Raw genomic sequence first — 21,738 nt, forward strand, 5'->3', positions numbered from 1 at the left:
GCTTAGGATCAAGCCCGCCCCGTGCTGCGCCAGGTGTCAGTTGCGGATCAGCTGCGGCGCGCGCGGCGCACGGCCATCGTCGCCGCTCCGGCGAGCAGCAGCATCAGACCGAAGCCGGCGGCGTACCAGGGCAGGTCGCCTCCGGTGATGGCCAGGCCGGCGCCTGCCTGGCCGGCCGCGGGCGGGGTGGTGCCACCGGGGGCTGCGGGTGCGGTGACGGTCACGGCCGCGGATGCCGATCCGGTGAGGAGGTTCTCATCGGGGTCCATCGCGGAACCCGCGGCACCGTTGGTCAGCGTGCCGACGTCGGCGGCGCGCACCTCGTACGACACGGTGCAGGTGAGCACATCGCCGGGGGCGAGCGTCACGGGTGCGGTCGCGTCGCACTCGAGGTCACCCAGCGGAGCCGATCCCGAGAAGTCGGTGTCCGTCAGCGTGACATCGGAGAGGGTCACGGCGCCGGCGTTCGTCGCGGTGAGCGTGTAGAGAACGTCGTCGCCGACCGCGGCGGTCGATACGGATGCCGTCTTGGTCACGGCGAGGGCGGATTCACCCTCGACCGCGACGAGCGCGGTGGACGCAGCGGATGCCGACGACACCGTGGTGTCGGCGATCAGCGCCGTCGCGACGGCCTCGTTGCTCACACCACCGGCGTCGACATCGGCCTGCGTGATCTCGTAGGGCGCCTGGCACGTGGTGCTCTCGCCGACGGCGAGTTCGGTGACGGGGCACACGATCTCGCCGAGCTCGCCCGTACCCGAGAAGGCCGTCTCGTCGATCGCGAGACCGTCGACCGGCAGGTCGCCGTCGTTCGTGACGGCGAAGTCGTAGACGACCGTGTCGCCCGCGGCCGCGGTGGTCGGGCTCACGGTCTTCACGAGGCCGAGCGACGCCGCCTTCGCGGTGTTCGTGACCGTGCAGCTGACCGCGTCACCGGCGACGAGAGCGAGCTGCTGGCTCGCACCCGCGCCCTCCGGCAGCTCGGTGGTGCTGGTCGCATTCGCGTTGGTGCACGCCCAGTCGGCGTCGTAGTAGTCCACCGGGCTCGCAGAGCCCGCGGTCGACGCTTCGGAGAGCGTGAGCGGACCGCTCGGGATCACCGGCACGACGTCGGTCGATGCCGAGTCGGCGTCGCCCGTCGAGGCGGATGCCAGGAGCGGACCCTCGCTCGATGCGACACTCAGGTCGAACGAGTCGGTGGGGTCGACGCGGCTGGCGACCTGCTTGTCGACCGAGACGCTGGCGGTGCGGATGCCGAAGGCGAGGCCTTCGCGCTCACCGCGTGCGTACATGAAGAGCGATCCGGTGATCGAGGTCGCCGACGGGGCGGCGAGGATCGACCCGTAGGCCGACGGGCTACCCGCGACACCGGGGTTGCACTGCACCGCGGTCGTGCCGTTTCCGTTGAGCGGCATCGCGCACGCGCCCCCGCTGGTGATCGGGGCGTGGCTGTCGATCAGCGTGAGAGGAGTGTTGGAGGACCAGTAGACGAACTCTCCGAGGTTGCCGGTCACGGCATCCGTCGTCTCCGGCGCCGCAGTGACGAGGTCGTAGCCCGTCACGGGGGTGCCGTTCAGCGAAACCTGGAAGTTGGTGACGTTGATCTGCACCGCGCCGTACAGTGCTCCCGACGACGAGTAGAGGAACGGCTGACCCGGGATGCCGTTGTAGTACCCGGGAACACCCATCACGAATGGACCGGCGTTGGCCGGCTGCGCGGTGACCGCGCGGGTGCTCCACCCGGCTACCGGGCGCTCGGTCACGGTGTATGAGACGTCGTACGCGCCCAGCGACATCTCGAACTGCTGCCCCTCGGCGGTCAAACCGACAGTGGAGTCGTAACCGGCGAAGTCGAGCCAACAGATCGAGTCGGGGAACTTCCCGCCCCCGTCCGGGTTGGCGTACCCGCAACTGGACTCGATCGGAGCGGCGGATGCCGGAGCCGCCGCGACTCCCGTGAACAACATGGCCAACAGTGCTGCTGCGCCGGCGAACGCCGACAGTTTCTTGACGCTCACAAGCGCTCTCCCCTGGGTAAAAGGTGGGCAGCGTCCCATCAACGCCTCCCCTTCAAGAGACGCCGGAACGGCCCGATCATTACGCGCATCTGTCGGATACCGATGCGCGCACCACCGGCACATCGCGTTCTTTCGAATCCCCCGCGATATTTCGGTCAGCTCACCCTATTGGACAGGAAGTGTCGAATGAGCGAAGTGCGCCACACTTCATCCGCAATTTACTTTGAACGACTATTCAGTCTTGCCGCCCCGGCGCGATGCGGGTGTATGTTTCGGAAATGGAGCCGTTGCGTGTAGGGCTCGTCGCAGATCCGGCTTCGCCCACGGCCGTGGCTCGTCGGATGACCGACCTCGCGCCGCCGATCACCGCCGAGGCCGTCGGCTGGACGGTCGAAGTCGTCAGCGAACCGTTCACCCTCGGGTCCGAAGATGTCGACGTCGCCGTGGCTCGGCTCGGCGAGCACGCCGAGCGGAACGGGTGGGATCTCGTCGTCGGTGTCACCGAGCTCCCGCTGCGCGCCGACGACGGCCGCTATCTGCTGGCGGCGATCGACGCGCGGCGCCGGTCCGCGGTGCTGTCACTGCCCGCTCTGGGCGGCGTGCGGGTGCAGGCGCGAGCACGCCACGCCGTACGAGGGCTCATGGATGAGATGGCCGAACCCGCCACGCGCGAGGATCAGCGCCTGCCGCTCCCCCGGATCAGCGCCCGCGGGCGCCTGCTCATGGGCATGGTGCTGGCGAACCGCCCGTGGATGCTCGCCGCGGGACTCAAGTCGGCGTTGGTCGCGGCCCTGGCGACTGGCGCCGTGGCGACGATCGAACCGACGGTGTGGTCGCTCGCGATCTCCCTGTCGGGCTGGCGCCTGGCGGCGGCGATGGTCGCCTCCATCGCTATCCTCATCGCCTGGATCGTGATCGACGGCGAGCTCTGGGACCGCCCCGAGGACGACTCGCCCGCGTCGCGGGAGAGATCCCGGCTCTACAACACCTCGACGATTCTGACTCTGACCGTGGGGATCGTCATCTGCTATCTGGCCCTGTACGCCGTGAACCTCGCCTGGGCCCTCTTCGTCCTCGATACGGCGGTGATGAGCGACGCCCTCGGTCGCGCCGTCGCACTTCCCGACCTGTTCGTGCTCACCTGGTTCGTCGCGTCGGCCGCGACTCTCGGCGGGGCACTGGGCACCGGCTTGGAGTCGGACGATTCGATCCGCGCCGCCACCTACTCGAAACGCGAGGAGGAGCGGCGCGCTCGCCTTGCCGGCGAGCGCGCCTGAACCGATCACGAGCGCGCCGGAACCGATCACGCGAGATGATCGCCGAGCGGACCGCCCCGCTGACAGTGACTCAGAAGTCCCAGTCGTCGTCTTCCGTCGCCTCGGCCTTGCCGATGACGTAGGAGGAACCCGAGCCCGAGAAGAAGTCGTGGTTCTCGTCGGCGTTCGGCGACAGGGCCGACAGGATCGCCGGGTTCACGTTCGTGACCGTCGACGGGAACATCGCCTCGTAGCCGAGGTTCATGAGCGCCTTGTTGGCGTTGTAGTGCAGGAACTTCTTGACGTCCTCGGTCAGCCCGACGCCGTCGTAGAGGTCCTGCGTGTACTGCACCTCGTTGTCGTAGAGCTCGTAGAGGAGCGAGAAGGTGTAGTCCTTCAGCTCGTCGCGGCGCTCCTGGGTCTCGTTCTCGAGACCCTTCTGGAACTTGTAGCCGATGTAGTAGCCGTGCACGGCCTCGTCACGGATGATGAGGCGGATGAGGTCGGCCGTGTTCGTCAGCTTCGCCTTCGACGACCAGTAGATCGGCAGGTAGAAGCCCGAGTAGAACAGGAACGACTCGAGCAGGGTCGAGGCGATCTTGCGCTTGAGCGGGTCGTCGCCCTGGTAGTAGTCCATGATGATCTGAGCCTTCTTCTGAAGGTTCGGATTCTCGGTCGACCACCGGAACGCCTCGTCGATCTCCTTCGTCGACGCGAGCGTCGAGAAGATCGAGGAGTAGCTCTTCGCGTGCACCGACTCCATGAATGCGATGTTGGTGTACACCGCCTCTTCGTGCGGGGTGATCGAGTCGGGGATGAGCGACACGGCGCCCACGGTTCCCTGGATCGTGTCGAGCAGAGTGAGACCCGTGAAGACGCGCATCGTCAGCAGCTGCTCCTCGGGGGTGAGCGTGTTCCACGACTGGATGTCGTTCGACAGCGGCACCTTCTCGGGCAGCCAGAAGTTGTTCACCAGACGGTTCCAGACCTCGAGGTCCTTGTCGTCTTCGATGCGGTTCCAGTTGATCGCCTGCACGCTGTCGACCAGCTTGAGCGGAGGGTGAGGAGTCATGTTCGTCGTTTCTCGATAATCAGTGACGGGTCAGAGCATGCAGGAGACGCACTCGGTCATGTCGGTGCCCTCGAGCGCCATCTGACGCAGACGGATGTAGTAGATCGTCTTGATGCCCTTGCGCCATGCGTAGATCTGCGCCTTGTTGATGTCGCGCGTCGTGGCGGTGTCCTTGAAGAACAGCGTCAGCGACAGGCCCTGGTCGACGTGCTGCGTCGCCGCGGCGTACGTGTCGATGACCTTCTCGTAGCCGATCTCGTAGGCGTCCTGGTAGTACTCCAGGTTGTCGTTCGTCATGAACGCCGCCGGGTAGTAGACGCGACCGAGCTTGCCTTCCTTGCGGATCTCGATCTTCGACGCGATCGGGTGGATCGACGACGTCGAGTTGTTGATGTACGAGATCGATCCGGTCGGCGGCACCGCCTGCAGGTTCTGGTTGTAGATGCCGTGCTCCTGGATGGACGCCTTCAGCGCCACCCAGTCGGCCTGCGTCGGGATGTGCTTGCCCGCGAAGAGCTCCTTGACCTTCTCGGTCGCCGGCACCCACTCCTGGTCGATGTACTTGTCGAAGAACGCGCCCGAGGCGTACGTCGAGTCCTCGAAGCCGTCGAACGCCTGCTTGCGCTCGATCGCGAGGTTGTTCGAGGCGCGCAGCGCGTGGAACAGCACCGTGTAGAAGTAGATGTTCGTGAAGTCGATGCCCTCTTCGGAGCCGTAGTAGACGTGCTCGCGAGCGAGGTAGCCGTGCAGGTTCATCTGGCCGAGGCCGATGGCGTGCGAGCGGTCGTTGCCGTCTTCGATCGAACGGACCGAGCGGATGTGGCTCTGGTCGCTCACCGCGCTGAGCGCACGGATCGCCGTCTCGACGGTCTGACCGAGGTCGTCGGCATCCATCGAGAGCGCGATGTTCATCGAGCCGAGGTTGCAGGAGATGTCCTTGCCGATCTGGTCGTACGACAGGTCGTCGTTGTACGTGGTCGGCGTGTTCACCTGCAGGATCTCGCTGCAGAGGTTCGACATGTTGATGCGGCCCTTGATCGGGTTGGCCTTGTTCACCGTGTCCTCGAACATGATGTACGGGTAGCCCGACTCGAACTGGATCTCGGCGACGGTCTGGAAGAACTCGCGAGCGTTGATCTTGGTCTTCTTGATGCGCGAGTCGTCGACCATCTCGCGGTACTTCTCGGTGACCGAGATGTCACCGAAGGGCACGCCGTAGACCTTCTCGACGTCGTACGGCGAGAAGAGGTACATGTCCTCGCCGTTCTTGGCGAGCTCGAAGGTGATGTCGGGAACGACGACACCCAGCGAGAGGGTCTTGATGCGGATCTTCTCGTCGGCGTTCTCGCGCTTGGTGTCGAGGAACCGCATGATGTCGGGGTGGTGCGCGTTGAGGTACACCGCACCCGCGCCCTGACGGGCACCGAGCTGGTTGGCGTAGCTGAAGCTGTCTTCGAGCAGCTTCATCACGGGGATGATGCCCGAGGACTGGTTCTCGATCTGCTTGATCGGGGCGCCGGCCTCACGGATGTTCGAGAGTAGCAGCGCCACGCCGCCGCCGCGCTTGGAGAGCTGCAGCGCCGAGTTGATGCCGCGGGCGATCGACTCCATGTTGTCTTCGATGCGCAGGAGGAAGCAGCTGACGAGCTCGCCGCGCTGCGCCTTGCCCGCGTTGAGGAAGGTCGGCGTCGCCGGCTGGAACCGGCCGGAGATGATCTCCTCCACCAGGGCGACGGCGAGCTTCTCGTCACCGTCGGCGAGTCCGAGGGCGGTCATGACGACGCGGTCCTCGAAGCGCTCGAGGTAGCGCTTGCCGTCGAACGTCTTGAGCGTGTAGCTCGTGTAGTACTTGAAGGCGCCGAGGAACGTCTCGAAGCGGAACTTCTTGCCGTAAGCGAGGTCGTTGAGCTTCTGGATGAACTCGAGCGAGTACTGCTCGATCACGGCCGGCTCGTAGTACTCCTTCTCGACCAGGTAGTCGAGGCGCTCCTTGAGGGAGTGGAAGAAGACCGTGTTCTGGTTGACGTGCTGCAGGAAGTACTCCCGCGCCGCACGCTTGTCGGCGTCGAACTGGATCTTGCCGTTCGCGTCGTAGAGGTTCAGCATCGCGTTCAGGGCGTGGTAGTCCAGCCCCTCGTACGCCTGGTTCATCTTGAACGCCGCCTGCTGTGTCACGGTCTGCTCGTCAACTGCGCTGCCCACACTCGTTCCAATCCGTCGCTGACGCGATCCACGTCGTCCTGTGTGCCGAAGATTTCTAGCCGATACAAGTGAGGCACGTGGCACTTACGGCTGATGATGTCGCCGGCGAGGCAGAATGCCTCGCCGAAGTTGGTGTTGCCTGCGGAGATCACTCCGCGGATGTGACGACGGTTGCGCTCGTCGTTGAGGAACCGGATCACCTGCTTGGGCACGGCGCCCCGCTCGACGCCTCGCCCCTCGCCCCCGCCATAGGTCGGGGTGACCAGAACGTAGGGCTCGTCGATGACGAGCTCTCCGTCGTTCCGGTGGAGCGGGATACGTCGGGCGGGAAGGCCCAGTTTCTCGATGAAGCGCGCCGTGTTTCCGGACACGCTCGAGAAGTAGACGAGGAGCGGTGCTGCGGTCGCGATGGCGTTCATGCGTCGATTCGCTCTCTCACCCCGCTGCGCGGCTGCCCGATCAGGCCAGACGGGTCGCGAGCTCGTCGATCTTGTCGGGACGGAAGCCCGACCAGTGGTCCTCGTCGGTGACGACGACCGGCGCCTGCATGTAGCCCAGCGCCTTGACCTGCTCCAGGGCCGTCGGGTCCTCCGACAGGTCGTGGATCTCGTACTCGATGCCCTTGGCATCCAGGGCGCGGTAGGTCGCGTTGCACTGGACGCAGGAAGGCTTGGTGTAGACCGTGATCGACATCTGTTTCCCCTCAGAATCGTTGTGTGGCCGGCAGTCCTCCGCCGGGAGTTCAATACTACATATAGGGACGGACACTCGGAGTGACCACAAGGGGTAGTAGTTACATTCGTGTAGTTTTTCCACCGCTCTCCCCAGATACAACACAGGTTCTCCACCGTTTCTTCCACAGGCGGAGGGGCGGGCGCAGGGCTCCCGAACCGCGAGAAATCGCGGCTGGGAGGCACCTGTGAGAGATCCATCCACAGGTCGCACGCTACGCCGGGCATCCGACATTCGGATTCCTGTGGAAACTGCTCCTCGGCGTGTCGTCGGCGTGTCGCCGATGCCGGGGCATCCGACCGTTCCCGTAGCGTCCGCGGCTGCCGGTACCGTTGTCTGGTGGCGGGATATCAGGACCTTCTTCGCACGCCCGGAGTGGCGCGCATGATCGCGGCTCAGCTGACGGCGCGATTCCCCAACGGCATGTCCTCGCTCGCGATCCTGCTGCACGTCGAGCAGCAGACCGGGTCGTACGGCGCCGCGGGCCTCGTCCTCGCCGCGACGAGCGTCGGGCAGGCCGTCGCCGGCCCCGTGACCAGCCGCTGGATGGGCGCGTGGGGCATGCGTCGGGTGCTCACCCTCACCCTCTCGGTCTGCGTCGTCGCCGTGCTCTGCCTGGCCCTGCTCCCCCTGAGCCTGCCCGGGTACATGGCGCTCGGTCTGATCGCCGGGCTCTCGACACCGCCCGTGCAGTCGGCGGTGCGCACGATCTACCCCAAGCTCGTCAACGCCAAGCAGCTCACTCCCCTCTTCTCCCTCGACGCCTCGCTGCAGGAGATCATCTGGATCCTCGCCCCGGTGGTCATCACGCTGGTCTCGACCCAGGTCGGCACCACGCAGGGCCTGCTCCTCGTGGCGGTGTTCCTCGTCGGCGGCGGCTCGTGGTTCATCCTCTCCCCCGAGGTCGGGCGCGTGCGCATCCCGCGCAGCCGCAGCGCGCTCGGCAAGGTGGTGCTCAAGCCCCCGGTGCTGATGGCCACCATGATCGGCTTCCTCCTCATCGGCGCGTGCTCCGCGGTCGAGGTGGGCGTGGTCGCGACCTTCGAGCACGGCAGTCTCGAGGCGGGCCTGGTGCTCGCGGTCTTCGCGGTGGGAAGCCTCGCGGGTGGGCTGTCGTTCGGACACATCCCGATCGGGCCGTGGGCGATGGCGCGCCGCCTCACGATCGTGACGGTCGGCCTCGCGCTCACCATGGTCTCGCTCAACGTGTTCTGGCTCGGCGGCACGCTCATCCTCGCCGGTATCGGCATCGCGCCGGCCCTCGCGGTGCTGTTCGCGATCACGACGGCGAGCGTCAAGTTCAGCGAGACCGCCGAGGCCTTCGGCTGGGCGGGCACCGGTCAGCTCATCGGCGCCGCTGCCGGATCCGCGGTGGCCGGCTTCCTCGTCGATGCCACCGACGCCCGCGGAGCCTACTTCGCCGCCGTCCTCTTCGCCGCGCTCGGTCTGGTCGTGTCGATCGTCTTCGTCCGCGCCCTCCCCGACCTGCGTCATCGCGACGCGAGCCCCTACCCCGACACCGAACCCCTGGCGGTCACCCCCTCATGAGCACGCTCCCCTCTTCTCCGTCCGCGCCCGAGGTCGTCTGCATCGGCGAGTCCATGGGCCTCGTCACCGCACTGGGCGCTCCTCTGGCCGAGACCGAGACCGCCGCCCTCGGCATCGCGGGCGCCGAGGGCAACGTCGCGGTCGGCCTGGTCGCCGCGGGGCACCGGGCCGTGTGGGCGTCGCGCCTCGGCGACGATCCCATCGCTGAGCGCATCACCGGCGAGCTTGCTCGGCGCGGGGTCGAGCTCTGGGCCGAGAAGGACGCGGATGCTCCCACCGGCGTCATGTTCAAGGATCCGGGCGTCGAGTCCTCGTCGGTCTACTACTACCGCCGCGGATCGGCCGCCTCCCTGATGGATTCCGGCTTCCTCTCCGTCGACCGGCTGCGGGGCGTGCGCGTCGTGCACACGACGGGCATCACGCCCGCGCTCTCCGCCTCGTGCCGCGCCATGGTCGACGACCTGTACGTCGACGCCCGCGAGGCGGGGGCCCTCGTCTCGTTCGATGTGAACGACCGCCGAGCGCTGTGGTCGATGGACGACGCGCAGGCCACTCTGACCCGCCTCGCCGACGCCGCCGACATCGCCTTCGTGGGCCGTGACGAGGCCGAGCGGCTCTGGGGCACCGCGACCGCCGCCGATGTGCGCGCCCATCTGCCGAACTGCGCTCTCCTGATCGTCAAGGACGGCGACGTCGGCGCGACCGCCTTCGCCGCCGGCGAGGAGCCCGTGTTCGTCCCCGCTCCGCGCGTCGACGTCGTCGAGCCCGTCGGAGCCGGCGACGCCTTCGCCGCGGGTTTCCTCGCCGCGACCCTCGATGGCACGGCCCTCGCCGACCGGCTCTCCGCCGGGCACGCCGCCGCGGCGCGCGTGCTCCGCACCCACGGAGACCTGCCGCCGCTCGGATGACGGCGATCGACACCCGACGGAGACTCCCTCCCGTCGCGGTTCTAGGCTGAGGGCATGGCCGCACCGCTCATGCTCCCCCGCCTCTCCTGGGGCGATCCGACCGCCGACCGCCATGCGCTCCTCGTGCACGGGCTGGGGTCGTCCGGCGCGCTGATGTGGCGCCTCGGCGAGGCCCTCGCCGAGTCCGGGTGGCACGCGGTCGCCGTCGACCTGCGCGGTCACGGCGACGCACCGCGGGCGCTCGAATACACCGTCGCCGCGTACGCCGCGGATCTCGGGATCGCGCGACCGCAGCGCGGAGGCGCGTGGGATGCCGTCGTCGGCCACTCGCTCGGCGGCGCATCGAGCACGGTGGCCGCGGCCTCCGACCCGGACTGGACGCGCCGTCTGATCCTGCTCGACCCCGCGATCTTCGTCGAGGGCCGCGACGCGAAGATCGTGCGCAAGAGTCAGGAGCGCGCGTTCGCGGACCAGCGGATCGAGGTCGTGCAGCAGGAGCATCCGCACTGGCACCCGCAGGACTGGGAGCTCAAGGTCGACGCGGTCCGTCGGGCGAGCGCCTGGGCGGTCGAGCAGACCAGCGTGCAGAACACCCCCTGGGACGTGCGAGCGGATGCCGCACGCCTCGCCGTACCCACGCACGTGATCGCCTCGGATCCCGAGGTCTACAGCATCTTCACCGGCGATACCGCGACCGACGTGCTGAGCGCGAACCCGCTCGTGACGATGTCGATCGTCGACGGCGCCGGGCACTCGCTGCACCGCGACAAGCCGGAGGAGTCGATCCGTCAGCTCCGGGAGGCCCTGGCATGAGCGCCTTCGACCCGGCCGCCTTCCTGCCCGACGATCTGCTCGAGCGGATCCGCGAACGCGCACCGATCCACGACCGCGAGAACACGTTCCCCCAGCAGGATCTCGATGAGCTCCGCGCCGCCGGGTACCTCGCCATCCTCGTCCCGGCCGACCGGGGAGGTGCGGGACTCGGGCTCGCCGAGGCGGCGATCCTGCAGCAGCGCCTCGCCTCGGCCGCACCGGCGACCGCGCTGGCGATCAACATGCACCTCGTCTGGACGGGTGTCGCGAAGGTGTTCTCCGACCGCGGGGTCCCCGGCCTCGAGTTCGTGCAGGACGGCGCAGTCGCGGGCGAGGTCTTCGCCTTCGGCATCAGCGAGGGCGGCAACGACCTCGTGCTGTTCGGCAGCGACACGGATGCCGTGCCCACCGCCGACGGCGGCTACACGTTCACCGGCACGAAGATCTTCACCTCGCTCGCCCCGGTGTGGACGAAGCTCGGACTGCACGGCCTCGACACGACGAGCGCCGACGCTCCGAAGCTCGTGTTCGCGTTCGTGGAGCGCACGGATGCCGTCGTCACCGGCGACGACTGGGACACCCTCGGCATGCGCGCCACCCAGAGCCGCACCACTCGTCTGTCGGGCGCGGCGGCCGCCGCCGAGCACGTCGTGCGGCGCATCGATCCGGGACCGAACCCCGACCCGATCGTGTTCGGCATCTTCAGCGTCTTCGAGGTGCTGCTGGCCTCGGTCTACACCGGGCTCGCCCGCCGCGCGCTCGATCTCGCGGTCGAGACCGCTCACCGGCGCCGCTCGAAGAGCACCGGCGCCGCGTACAGCCAGGACCCCGACATCCGCTGGCGGATCGCCGACATGGGCCTCGCCTACGACGCGCTCCCGCCGCAGATCCGGGCCCTCGCGCGCGACGTCGACGAGCGCGTCGATCACGGCGCCCGCTGGTTCACGCTGCTGTCGGGGCTCAAGCACCGCGCGATCACGACGGCGAAGCAGGTCGTCGACGAGGCGATGCTCGTCGCCGGAGGCGGCTCGTACTTCTCGAGCAACGAGCTGTCCCGCCTCTACCGCGACGTGCTCGCCGGAGCCTTCCACCCCTCCGATCCCGAATCCGCGCACGCGACCGCGGCGAGCGCCTGGCTCGGCCCCCGCAAAACCTGACACTTCCTGCCGAATTCGCAGATTGAATGAATCGATCCTGCGAAATCGGTTGAAATGACCGGCTACGGGTGCGAGGATCGCACCATGGTCTCCTCGAAGAAGCAGTCCCCCCTCGATGCCGTCTCCAAGACGATCATCGAGCTGCTCCAGGACGACGGGCGTCGCTCGTACTCCGACATCGGCCGCGTCGTCGGCCTGAGCGAAGCAGCGGTCCGTCAGCGCGTGCAGCGGCTCACCGAATCCGGGGTGATGCAGATCGTGGCGGTCACCGACCCCATGCAGCTCGGCTTCCACCGGCAGGCGATGATCGGCATCCGCGTGTCCGGCGATGCGCGCCGCGTCGCCGAGGCCGTCGCCGAGATCGAGGCGATCGACTATGTCGTCATCACGGTCGGCGCCTTCGACGTGCTCGCCGAGGTCGTCTGCGAGGACGACGAAGACCTGCTGTCCCTGATCAACGACGTCATCCGACCGATCGACGGCGTGCTGTCGACCGAGACCTTCATCTACGCCAAGCTGCAGAAGCAGCTCTACAACTGGGGGACCCGATGAACACCGCTCTCTCACCCGAGGCCGAGGCCGCACTGCAGGCGAAGGCTCAGGACCACCTCTGGATGCACTTCACGCGCCAGTCGACCATGGCCACCTCCGGTGTGCCGATCATCGTCAAGGGCGAGGGCCACCGCATCTGGGACGCGAAGGGCAAGGAGTACTTCGACGGGCTCGCCGGCCTCTTCGTCGTCAACGCCGGCCACGGGCGGCAGCGTCTCGCCGAGGCCGCGGCGAAGCAGGCATCCGAGCTCGCGTTCTTCCCGCTGTGGTCGTACGCGCACCCGGCGGCGATCGAACTCGCCGACCGCCTCGCCGACGAGGCACCCGGCGACCTCAACCGCGTCTTCTTCTCGACCGGCGGCGGTGAAGCCGTCGAGACCGCGCTCAAACTCGCGAAGCACTACTGGAAGCTGCAGGGCAAGCCCACCAAGCACAAGGTGATCTCGCGCTCGGTCGCCTATCACGGCACCCCGCACGGCGCCCTGGCGATCACCGGCATCCCCGCGATGAAGGCGATGTTCGAGCCGGTCGCCCCGGGCGGATTCCGGGTGCCGAACACCAACTTCTACCGGGCGGCCGAGATGGGTGCCCCCGCCGACGACCTCGAGGCCTTCGGCCGCTGGGCCGCCGACCGCATCGAGGAGATGATCCTCTTCGAGGGCGCCGACACCGTCGCCGCGGTCTTCCTCGAGCCGGTGCAGAACTCCGGCGGATGCTTCCCGCCCCCTCCCGGCTACTTCCAGCGGGTGCGCGAGATCTGCGACCGGCACGACGTGCTGCTCGTCTCGGACGAGGTCATCTGCGCCTTCGGGCGCCTCGGCCACACCTTCGCGTGCACGGGTCTCGGCTACGAGCCCGACATGATCACCTGCGCGAAGGGCATGACGAGCGGGTACTCGCCGATCGGCGCGACGATCGTCAGCGACCGCATCTACGAGCCGTTCTCGAAGGGCGACCTGTCGTTCCCTCACGGCTACACGTTCGGCGGTCACCCGGTCTCGGCGGCGGTGGCGCTCGAGAACCTCGCGATCTTCGACGAGGAGGGACTCAACGCCCGCGTCCGCGAGAACTCGCCGCTGTTCCGCGCCGAGCTCGAGAAGCTGAGCGATCTGCCGATCGTGGGCGATGTGCGCGGCGACGGCTACTTCTTCGGCATCGAGCTGGTGAAGGACAAGGCGACGCGCGAGACCTTCGACGACGCCGAGTCCGAGCGACTCCTGCGCGGATTCCTCTCTCCCGCGCTGTTCGAGGCCGGCCTGTACTGCCGCGCCGACGACCGGGGCGACCCCGTGATCCAGCTCGCGCCGCCGCTGACCGTGGGTCCGGCCGAGTTCCGCGAGATCGAGCAGATCCTGCGCGACGTGCTCACCCGCGCGCAGGCCGTTCTCTGAGCAGCCCCTCTCCCCCTTCCCCTTCACACCCTCAGGAGCACTGTGGACGTCGTCCGTCATGTCATCAACGGTTCGGAGACCGCCGAGGCGGCCCGCACCGGTCAGATCTTCAACCCCGCGACCGGTGAGGTGACCCGCGAGGTCGCGTTCGCCTCGACCGCCGAGGTCGACGGCGCGATCGCCGCCGCCGCGGCCGCCGCACCCGCCTGGCGCGAGACGAGCCTGATCAAGCGCGCCGACGTGTTCTTCCGGCTGCGCCAGCTGCTCAAGGAGCGCACGCCCGAGCTCGCGGCGATCGTCACCTCCGAGCATGGCAAGGTGCTCTCGGATGCCGCGGGCGAGGTGTCGCGCGGCATCGAGAACGTCGAGTTCGCCGCCGGTCTCGTGCACCTGCTCAAGGGCGAGCGCAGCGAACAGGTCTCACGCGGCGTCGACGTGCACTCGGTCAAGCAGCCGGTGGGGGTGGTCGCCGCGATCACGCCGTTCAACTTCCCCGTGATGGTGCCGCTGTGGATGGTCGCCTCGGCGATCGCCTGCGGCAACACGGTCGTGCTCAAGCCCAGCGAGAAGGACCCGTCGGCCGCCGTGTGGCTGGCGAAGCTCTTCCGGGAGGCGGGCCTCCCCGACGGCGTGCTCAACGTCGTGCACGGCGACAAGGAGGCCGTCGACGCCCTGCTCGAGTCGCCCACCGTGTCGGCCGTCAGCTTCGTGGGCTCCACCCCGATCGCCCGCTCGATCTACCAGCGCGCCTCGGCCGCGGGCAAGCGCGTGCAGGCCCTCGGGGGCGCGAAGAACCACATGGTCGTGATGCCGGATGCCGACATCGACGCGGCGGCCGATGCCGCGGTCTCCGCCGCCTACGGCTCGGCCGGCGAGCGCTGCATGGCCGTGTCGGTGCTCGTCGCCGTCGGCGACGTCGCCGACGACCTGGTCTCGGCGATCGCCTCCCGCATCGACGGACTCACGATCGGCGACGGCACCGATCCCTCCAGCGAGATGGGCCCGCTCATCACCCGCGAGCACCGCGACCGGGTGGCCTCGTACGTCACGGGAGCGGCGGCCGAGGGCGCCACGGTCGTCGTCGACGGCACCGCGAAGGAGTTCGACTCGAACGGCTTCTTCTTGGGCGTCAGTCTGATCGACCACGTCACCCCGGGCACGAAGGTGTACGACGACGAGATCTTCGGCCCGGTGCTGTCGGTCGTGCGCGTCGACACCTACGCGGATGCCGTGGCGCTCGTGAACGCCAACGCCTACGGCAACGGCACCGCGATCTTCACCCGCGACGGCGGAACGGCCCGTCAGTACGAGTTCGACATCGAGGTCGGGATGGTCGGAGTCAACGTGCCGATCCCCGTGCCGATCGGTGCGTACTCCTTCGGCGGCTGGAAGGACTCGCTGTTCGGCGACTCCCACATCTACGGCCCCGAGTCCGTGCACTTCTACACGCGCTCCAAAGTGGTCACCACCCGCTGGCCCGACCACACGCCGTCGCAGATCGACCTCGGCTTCCCGAGCAACCACTGATCGAGGAGCACGACCGATGACGAACTTCACCGACCGCCACGGTGCGGCCCACGCGCTGCCTGCTCCGGATGCCGAGGCGCAGGTGCGCGCCGACGACCGGGGGCACGTCTTCCACTCGTGGAGCGCACAGGCTCTGATCGATCCTCTGCCCGTCGCCGCCGGCGAGGGATCGACGTTCTGGGACTACGCGGGCAACGCCTACCTCGACTTCTCGAGTCAGCTCGTGAACCTCAACCTCGGCCACCAGCATCCCGATCTGGTCGCCGCGATCCAGCAGCAGGCCGGCCGGCTCGCGACCATCCAGCCGTCGATGGCGAACGACGTGCGGGGCGAACTCGCCCGCCTGATCTCCGAAGTCGCGCCCGCGGGCATGCAGAAGGTGTTCTTCACCAACGGCGGCGCCGAGGCCAACGAGTACGCCGTGCGCATGGCTCGCCAGTTCACCGGGCGCCGCAAGGTGCTCTCGATGTACCGCAGCTACCACGGGTCGACCTCCACGGCGATCTCGCTCACCGGCGACCCGCGGCGCTGGGCGAACGACGGCGTCGACAACGGCACGGTGCGCTTCTTCGGCCCCTACCTGTACCGGTCGCCCTTCCACGCCGAGACGCCCGAGCAGGAGTCCGAGCGGGCGCTCGCACACCTCGAGCAGACGATCCAGCTCGAGGGTCCGGCCACGATCGCGGCGATCATCATCGAGACCGTCGTCGGCACCAACGGCGTGCTCGTGCCGCCGCCCGGGTACCTTCCCGGCGTGCGCGAGCTGTGCGACCGCTATGGCATCGTCTACATCGCCGACGAGGTGATGGTCGGGTTCGGCCGCCTCGGCGAGTGGTTCGGCATCGACGCGTTCGATGCGACACCCGACCTGATCAGCTTCGCGAAGGGCGTCAACTCCGGCTACGTGCCGTTGGGCGGCGTGGTGATCTCGGATCGCATCTCCGCGGCGTTCGACGAGATGCCGTTCGCCGGCGGACTCACCTACTCCGGGCATCCGCTCGCGTGCGCGGCGGGCGTCGCCACCTTCGAGGTGTTCCGTCGCGACGGTATCCTCGAGCGCGTGCGCGATCTGGGCGAGCGCATCGTCGAACCGACCCTGCGCCGCTGGACCGAGACGCATCCGAGCGTCGGCGAGGTGCGCGGACGCGGTCTCTTCTGGGCGATCGAGCTGGTGCGCGACCGCGCGACCCGCGAACCGCTCGTACCGTTCAATGCGTCCGGAGCGGATGCCGCGCCGATGGGTGCCTTCGCCGCCGCGGCGAAGAAGGGCGGCGTCTGGCCGTTCGTGCACTTCAACCGCGTGCACGTCGCGCCGCCGCTGATCATCTCGGAGGACGACCTGGTGCGCGGACTCGCCGTGATCGATGAGGCGCTGAACGTCGCCGACGAGGCGGCCGCGCGCTGACGGACTGCGCGGCTGCCCGGGATTCAGATCAGGAACCCGCGCAGCAGCGCCTCGGAACCGGCGAGGTGGTCGCGCATCGCGGCCTCGGCGACGTCGGGCCGACCCGCGAGGATCGCCGTGACGATGCGCTCGTGCTGCTCTCCCGAGTGCTGAATGTTGCGCGGCAGGAGGGGGAAGGTGTCGAGCCAGGCGTTGACGTCGGCCCGGTTCTCGGCGACGAGCGCCACGAGTGACGGGACGCCCGCGGCCTCCGCGATCGCCAGGTGCAGCAGCGTGTCGAGACGGCGGTACTCCTCGGGGCCGGCCGGAAGCGCCGATTCGTGCCGCGCCCACAGATCCGCCCGCGTCGCGGCATCCAGCGTGCGGCTCGCCGCCGCGCGCACGGCGCCGGTCTCGAGCACGCGCCGGAGGCCGAGCACGTCGTCGATCTCGGCCGCGGTCACCGCCCCGGCATCCGAGGGTTCCGGCAGCGGATCCGCGACGAACGTGCCGCCGTACCGCCCGCGCTTCGGCACCAGATAGCCGGTGTCGGCGAGCTCACGGATCGCGTCACGCACGGTGTCGCGGCTCACCCCGAAGGACGCCGCGAGCTCGCGCTCCGGGGGCAACGACTCCCCCGGAGCGACGACGCCGAGTCGGATGGTCTGCACGAGGCGAGCGACCGCATCCTCGAGAGCGTTCCCGCGGCGCAGCGGGCGGTAGACCGCCCGGCGCACCTCGACGAGATCGCCGTCGGAAGGGTGCTCGCTCATGCTTCTCAGCCTGTCACAGCGACATGATCCCGCTTCACAGCATCCGACATCACCGCATCCCGCTTCACAGTGGAGTGACGTAGGCGTTGGTGATGCCGCCGTCGACGACGAAGGCGCTGGCGGTGATGAACGACGAGTCGTCGGAGGCGAGGAAGGCGACAGCGGCGGCGAGTTCGGACGGCTCGGCGAAGCGCCCCATCGGCACATGCACGAGACGCCGCTGCGCGCGCTCGGGGTCCTTCGCGAACAGCTCCTGCAGCAGCGGGGTGTTCACCGGCCCCGGGCAGAGCGCGTTGACCCGTACGCCCTGCCGGGCGAACTGCACGCCCAGCTCGCGCGACATCGCGAGCACGCCGCCCTTCGACGCGGTGTAGCTGATCTGCGAGGTCGCCGATCCCAGCAGCGCGACGAACGAGGCGGTGTTGATGATCGATCCGCGGCCCGCCGGCACCATGTGACGCAGAGCCGCACGGCTGCAGAGGTACACGCTCTTGAGGTTCACGTCCTGCACGCGGTCCCAGGCGGGCAGCTCGGTCGTCTCGATCGAGTCGTCGTCGGCGGGCGAGATTCCGGCGTTGTTGAAGGCGATGTCGATGCGCCCGAACTCCGCTGCCACGCCGTCGAACAGCGCGTCGACCTTGGTCTGGTCGGCGACGTCGACCGGGCGGAACGCCCCGCCGACCTCGGCCGCCGCCTTCTCGCCCGAGGTGGGGTCGACGTCGGCGATGACGACGAACGCCCCCTCGGCGGCGAAGCGCTGGGCGGTGGCGAAGCCGATGCCGCTCGCTCCACCGGTGATGATGGCGACGCGGTCCTTCAGGCGCTGGGTCAGATCGATGCTCATGTGTGTTTCTCCGTTGCAGGTGGTCGAGGGGATCGGGGTCGCGCTCAGTCGGTCGCGAAGAAGACGTTCTTGGTCTCGGTGAAGTGCTCGGCGGCGTCCGGCCCCAGCTCGCGCCCGAGTCCGGAGGCCTTCATGCCGCCGAAGGGCGTCGCGTAGCGCACCGAGGAGTGCGAGTTCACCGACAGCACGCCGCTCTGCACGCCGCGCGAGACGCGGACGGCGCGGCCGAGGTTCTCGGTCCAGAGGGAGCCGGCGAGGCCGTAGGCGGTGTCGTTCGCGAGACGGATCGCGTCGGCTTCGTCGTCGAAGGGCATGACCGCGACGACCGGACCGAACACCTCCTGCTGGGCGATCCGATCGGCGGGGTCTGCCAGCACCACCGCGGGCGCGAACCAGAACCCATCGCCCTCCGGTGCACTCCCCCGGAATGCGATCGTCGCGTCGTCGAGGAACCCGGCGACCGTGTCGCGGTGACCGGCGGAGATGAGCGGACCCATGTCGGTGTCGGCACTCGACGGGTCACCGACCCGCCACGCCGCGACCGCCGGCTCCAACAGCTCGAGGAACCGGTCGTACACCGAACGCTGCACGAGGAGCCTGCTGCGCGCGCAGCAGTCCTGCCCCGCGTTGTCGAACACCGATCCCGGGACGGCCGCGGCGGCCTTCTCGAGATCGGCATCCGCGAAGACGATGTTGGCGCTCTTGCCACCGAGTTCGAGGGTGACGGGCTTGAGCGCCCGCGCGCAGCCGGCTGCGACCTCGATGCCGACCTCGGTCGACCCCGTGAAGACCACCTTGCGCACGTCCGGATGCTCGACGAGACGCTGCCCCACCACGGAGCCCGAACCGGTCACGACCTCGAAGAGTCCCGCGGGCAGCCCCGCTTCGAGCGCGAGCTCGCCCAGACGGATCGCGGTCAGCGGGGTCAGTTCGGCGGGTTTCAGCACCACCGCGTTGCCCGCGGCGAGCGCCGGAGCGAACGCCCACGCGGCGATCGTCATCGGGAAGTTCCACGGCACGATCACCCCGACCACGCCGTAGGGATCGTGGAAGGTGACGTCGAGCCCGCCCGCCACCGGGATCTGCCGGCCCGAGAGTCGTTCGGGGTCGGCGGAGTAGTAGTTGAGCACCTGGGCGACATGACCCGCCTCCCACCGGGCGGAGCCGATCGGATGCCCGGAGTTGAGCACCTCCAGTTGCGCCAGCTCCTCGGCGGCGCCCTCGACGGCGCGCGCGAACGCCCGCAGCTCATCGGCGCGCGCGACGGGGGCGAGCGCCGCCCACCGGCGCTGAGCGGACACGGCGCGCGCGATCGCGGCATCCGTCTCTCCGGCATCGGCGCGGGCGATCTCGCGGATCGCCGCGCCCGTCGACGGGTTGATGACCGTGAACGCGCTCATCGGGCGTCCTCCTTCCGCCGCGCGGCGAACGCGCGTGCCTGTGTGACGAGATCGGCGAAGAGTCGCCGGTCCTCGGCGTTCTCCTCGGGGTGCCATTGCACGCCGACGATGTGGGCGCCTGCCGTGTCGACGAAGGCCTGAACGAGGCCGTCATCGGAGTGCGCGGCGGCGACGAGCCCGTCGCCCAACCGGCCGACGCCCTGGTGGTGGTAGCTGTGCACGCGCATGTCGGTCTCTCCGAGGATCCCGGCGAGCGCCGTATCGACCTCGACCTCGACGTCGTTCTCGGCGAACACGCCGCCGCCGATCCGGTACCTCTCGGTCCCGAGCGATTCGGGCAGGTGCTGCTGCAGCGTGCCGCCGCGGGCGACGTTCACGAGCTGCAGCCCCCGGCAGATCGCGAGCACCGGGATGCCGCGACGCTCGGCCGCATGGAACAGCGCGAGCTCCCACGCGTCGCGATCGACCCGCGCGGGGTCGGTGAGCGGATGCCGTTGCTCGCCGTAGAGTTCGGGGGCGACGTCCGCGCCGCCGGAGAGCACGAGCCCGTCCATTCCCGCGATGGCCGCGTCGGCGGCATCCGGATCCTGCGGCGGCAGCAGCAGCGCGATGCCGCCGGACGACGTCACGCTCGTGAGGTACTGCTCGGGCAGGAAGGCCGCCCGCACGTCCCACACCCCCTGCTGCGCGCGCTCCAGGTAGGTCGTGATGCCGATCAGCGGCGCGGGGTCAGAGGCGCTCGAAACCACGGATGCGCTCCCAGTCGGTGACGGCCGCGTCGTAGGCCTCGACCTCGATGCGCGCCTGGTTCAGGTAGTGCTCGACCACGTCGTCGCCGAACGCCGCCCGAGCGATCGTCGACTCGCGGAAGAGCTGCGCGGCCTCGCGCAGGGTCGTGGGCAGGTGATCGACGCCCGCCTCGTAGGCGTTGCCGGTGAAGCGCTCGGGCAGCGGCAGCTCGTTCTCGATGCCGTGCAGACCGCCGGCGATGATCGCCGCGATGCCGAGGTAGGGATTCACGTCTCCGCCCGGCACCCGGTTCTCGACGCGCAGACCCGATCCGGATCCGACGACGCGCAGGGCGCAGGTGCGGTTGTCGATGCCCCACGCGACCCCCGTCGGGGCGAAGCTGCCCTTGGCGAATCGCTTGTAGGAGTTGATGTTCGGGGCGAACAGCAGGGTGAACTCGCGCAGCGTCGCGAGGATGCCGGCGATCCAGTGCTCCATGACGGGGCTGAATCCGTGCTCGCCGTCACCGGCCATCACCGGAGCGCCCGACCGATCTCGCAGGGACAGATGGATGTGACAGCTGTTGCCCTCGCGCTCGTTGAACTTGGCCATGAACGTGAGCGACTGACCGTGCTGTTCGGCGATCTCCTTCGCGCCGTTCTTGTAGATCGCGTGCTGGTCGGCGGTCTCGCGCACCTCGGCGTAGCGGAAGGCGATCTCCTGCTGACCGAAGTTGCACTCGCCCTTGACGCCCTCGCAGTAGAGACCTGCGCCGTCCATGCCGTTGCGGATGTCGCGCAGCAGCGGTTCCATGCGGGTCGATGCGAGCAGGTTGTAATCGACGTTGTAGTCGGTGGCGGGGGTGAGCCCCTCATACTTGCGCGCCCAGGCCTCGCGATAGGTGTCTTCGAACACGATGAACTCGAGCTCCGTGCCCGAGTACGCGGTCCAGCCGCGTTCGGCGAGCCGGTCGCGCTGACGGTCGAGGATGGCCCGGGGTGACGGTCCGACCGGCTCGCCGTTCTGCCAGACGAGGTCGGCCATCACGAGCGCCGTCCCCTCGAGCCACGGGATGTTGCGGAGCGTCTCTGCGTCGGGCCGCAGCACCATGTCACCGTAGCCGCGGTCCCATCCCGACATCGCGTAGCCGTCGACCGTGTTCATGTCGACGTCGACCGACAGCAGGTAGTCGCAGGCCTCGGCGCCGTGCGACAGGATGTCCTCCTGGAACAGGCGGGCCGAGACGCGTTTGCCGACCAGACGCCCCTGCGCATCGGCGAAGGCCACGATCACGGTGTCGATCTCGCCGGCGGCGATGCCGGCGTCCAGCTGCTCGATGCTCAGGTTTCCCGACATCTGACGCTCCGTTCTCCTGCGGTGAAGCGATCGGCCGACCGGCTTCGCCCTCAGAGTAGATCACCTCGACGTTTAA

Annotated in this window: 19 protein-coding genes; 9 read left to right on the plus strand and 10 right to left on the minus strand. The window is 68.6% G+C overall.

Annotation, left to right across the window (positions count from 1 at the left end):
* Positions 1 to 47: 47 nt before the first annotated feature.
* The gene (locus KZC52_RS17620) at positions 48 to 2,018 is read right to left on the minus strand and encodes a CLIPPER-2 domain-containing protein (RefSeq protein WP_247624934.1); all 1,971 of its coding nucleotides are present in this window, start codon (positions 2,016 to 2,018) and stop codon (positions 48 to 50) included.
* A 341-nt stretch (positions 2,019 to 2,359) separates the two neighbouring features.
* Between KZC52_RS17620 and KZC52_RS14945 the strand changes: the two genes are divergently transcribed.
* The gene (locus KZC52_RS14945; protein WP_247624935.1) at positions 2,360 to 3,295 is read left to right on the plus strand and encodes a hypothetical protein; all 936 of its coding nucleotides are present in this window, start codon (positions 2,360 to 2,362) and stop codon (positions 3,293 to 3,295) included.
* A gap of 70 nt (positions 3,296 to 3,365) precedes the next feature.
* On the opposite strand, the gene nrdF is transcribed toward KZC52_RS14945, so the two are convergent.
* Genes nrdF through nrdH form a run of 4 tightly spaced genes read right to left on the minus strand, consistent with a single transcriptional unit; the run spans position 3,366 to position 7,241 of the window.
* Entirely contained in the window at positions 3,366 to 4,346 is a 981-nt protein-coding gene (nrdF, locus tag KZC52_RS14950; RefSeq protein WP_247624936.1) for a class 1b ribonucleoside-diphosphate reductase subunit beta, read from the minus strand.
* Between the two features lie 30 nt (positions 4,347 to 4,376).
* Positions 4,377 to 6,497, minus strand: a complete 2,121-nt coding sequence (nrdE, locus tag KZC52_RS14955; protein ID WP_247625269.1) for a class 1b ribonucleoside-diphosphate reductase subunit alpha — start codon at positions 6,495 to 6,497, stop codon at positions 4,377 to 4,379.
* A gap of 20 nt (positions 6,498 to 6,517) precedes the next feature.
* Entirely contained in the window at positions 6,518 to 6,967 is a 450-nt protein-coding gene (nrdI, locus tag KZC52_RS14960; protein WP_247624937.1) for a class Ib ribonucleoside-diphosphate reductase assembly flavoprotein NrdI, read from the minus strand.
* A 40-nt stretch (positions 6,968 to 7,007) separates the two neighbouring features.
* The gene (gene nrdH, locus KZC52_RS14965) at positions 7,008 to 7,241 is read right to left on the minus strand and encodes a glutaredoxin-like protein NrdH (RefSeq protein WP_247624938.1); all 234 of its coding nucleotides are present in this window, start codon (positions 7,239 to 7,241) and stop codon (positions 7,008 to 7,010) included.
* A 378-nt stretch (positions 7,242 to 7,619) separates the two neighbouring features.
* Between nrdH and KZC52_RS14970 the strand changes: the two genes are divergently transcribed.
* The 8 genes from KZC52_RS14970 (at position 7,620) to KZC52_RS15005 (ending at position 16,581) form a co-directional block, all read left to right on the plus strand.
* Positions 7,620 to 8,828 carry an MFS transporter gene (locus KZC52_RS14970; protein WP_247624939.1) on the plus strand — a complete coding sequence of 403 codons (1,209 nt, stop codon included), beginning with the start codon at positions 7,620 to 7,622 and terminating at the stop codon, positions 8,826 to 8,828.
* Positions 8,825 to 9,736: a sugar kinase gene (locus KZC52_RS14975; protein ID WP_247624940.1), complete on the plus strand. Its 912-nt coding sequence runs from the start codon at positions 8,825 to 8,827 to the stop codon at positions 9,734 to 9,736. Before KZC52_RS14970 ends, KZC52_RS14975 begins: the two co-directional genes overlap by 4 nt.
* Positions 9,737 to 9,790: 54 nt before the next feature.
* Complete coding sequence (locus tag KZC52_RS14980; RefSeq protein ID WP_247624941.1) at positions 9,791 to 10,549, plus strand: alpha/beta fold hydrolase; 759 nt, start codon at positions 9,791 to 9,793, stop codon at positions 10,547 to 10,549.
* Complete coding sequence (locus tag KZC52_RS14985; protein ID WP_247624942.1) at positions 10,546 to 11,706, plus strand: acyl-CoA dehydrogenase family protein; 1,161 nt, start codon at positions 10,546 to 10,548, stop codon at positions 11,704 to 11,706. The genes KZC52_RS14980 and KZC52_RS14985 overlap by 4 nt, the downstream gene beginning before the upstream one ends.
* Before the next feature lie 84 nt (positions 11,707 to 11,790).
* Positions 11,791 to 12,258, plus strand: coding sequence for an Lrp/AsnC family transcriptional regulator (locus tag KZC52_RS14990; protein ID WP_247624943.1), 468 nt, complete (start codon positions 11,791 to 11,793; stop codon positions 12,256 to 12,258).
* The gene (locus KZC52_RS14995) at positions 12,255 to 13,649 is read left to right on the plus strand and encodes an aspartate aminotransferase family protein (RefSeq protein WP_247624944.1); all 1,395 of its coding nucleotides are present in this window, start codon (positions 12,255 to 12,257) and stop codon (positions 13,647 to 13,649) included. Before KZC52_RS14990 ends, KZC52_RS14995 begins: the two co-directional genes overlap by 4 nt.
* 42 nt (positions 13,650 to 13,691) lie before the next feature.
* Positions 13,692 to 15,176, plus strand: coding sequence for a CoA-acylating methylmalonate-semialdehyde dehydrogenase (locus KZC52_RS15000; protein ID WP_247624945.1), 1,485 nt, complete (start codon positions 13,692 to 13,694; stop codon positions 15,174 to 15,176).
* 16 nt (positions 15,177 to 15,192) lie between these two features.
* Complete coding sequence (locus KZC52_RS15005) at positions 15,193 to 16,581, plus strand: aspartate aminotransferase family protein (RefSeq protein ID WP_247624946.1); 1,389 nt, start codon at positions 15,193 to 15,195, stop codon at positions 16,579 to 16,581.
* A gap of 23 nt (positions 16,582 to 16,604) precedes the next feature.
* On the opposite strand, the gene KZC52_RS15010 is transcribed toward KZC52_RS15005, so the two are convergent.
* From KZC52_RS15010 to KZC52_RS15030, 5 genes are all read right to left on the minus strand, one after another.
* On the minus strand, positions 16,605 to 17,333 hold the full coding sequence (locus KZC52_RS15010; RefSeq protein ID WP_247624947.1) for a FadR/GntR family transcriptional regulator: 729 nt from the start codon (positions 17,331 to 17,333) through the stop codon (positions 16,605 to 16,607).
* A 64-nt stretch (positions 17,334 to 17,397) separates the two neighbouring features.
* Positions 17,398 to 18,177, minus strand: coding sequence for a 3-oxoacyl-ACP reductase (locus tag KZC52_RS15015; protein WP_247624948.1), 780 nt, complete (start codon positions 18,175 to 18,177; stop codon positions 17,398 to 17,400).
* A gap of 44 nt (positions 18,178 to 18,221) precedes the next feature.
* Complete coding sequence (locus KZC52_RS15020; protein ID WP_247624949.1) at positions 18,222 to 19,577, minus strand: aldehyde dehydrogenase family protein; 1,356 nt, start codon at positions 19,575 to 19,577, stop codon at positions 18,222 to 18,224.
* Positions 19,574 to 20,326, minus strand: a complete 753-nt coding sequence (locus KZC52_RS15025; RefSeq protein ID WP_247624950.1) for a gamma-glutamyl-gamma-aminobutyrate hydrolase family protein — start codon at positions 20,324 to 20,326, stop codon at positions 19,574 to 19,576. The genes KZC52_RS15020 and KZC52_RS15025 overlap by 4 nt, the downstream gene beginning before the upstream one ends.
* Positions 20,307 to 21,662 carry a glutamine synthetase family protein gene (locus KZC52_RS15030; RefSeq protein ID WP_247624951.1) on the minus strand — a complete coding sequence of 452 codons (1,356 nt, stop codon included), beginning with the start codon at positions 21,660 to 21,662 and terminating at the stop codon, positions 20,307 to 20,309. Before KZC52_RS15030 ends, KZC52_RS15025 begins: the two co-directional genes overlap by 20 nt.
* Between the last annotated feature and the right edge of the window lie 76 nt (positions 21,663 to 21,738).

Source organism: Microbacterium galbinum (genome assembly GCF_023091225.1).
Taxonomy (GTDB): domain Bacteria; phylum Actinomycetota; class Actinomycetes; order Actinomycetales; family Microbacteriaceae; genus Microbacterium; species Microbacterium galbinum.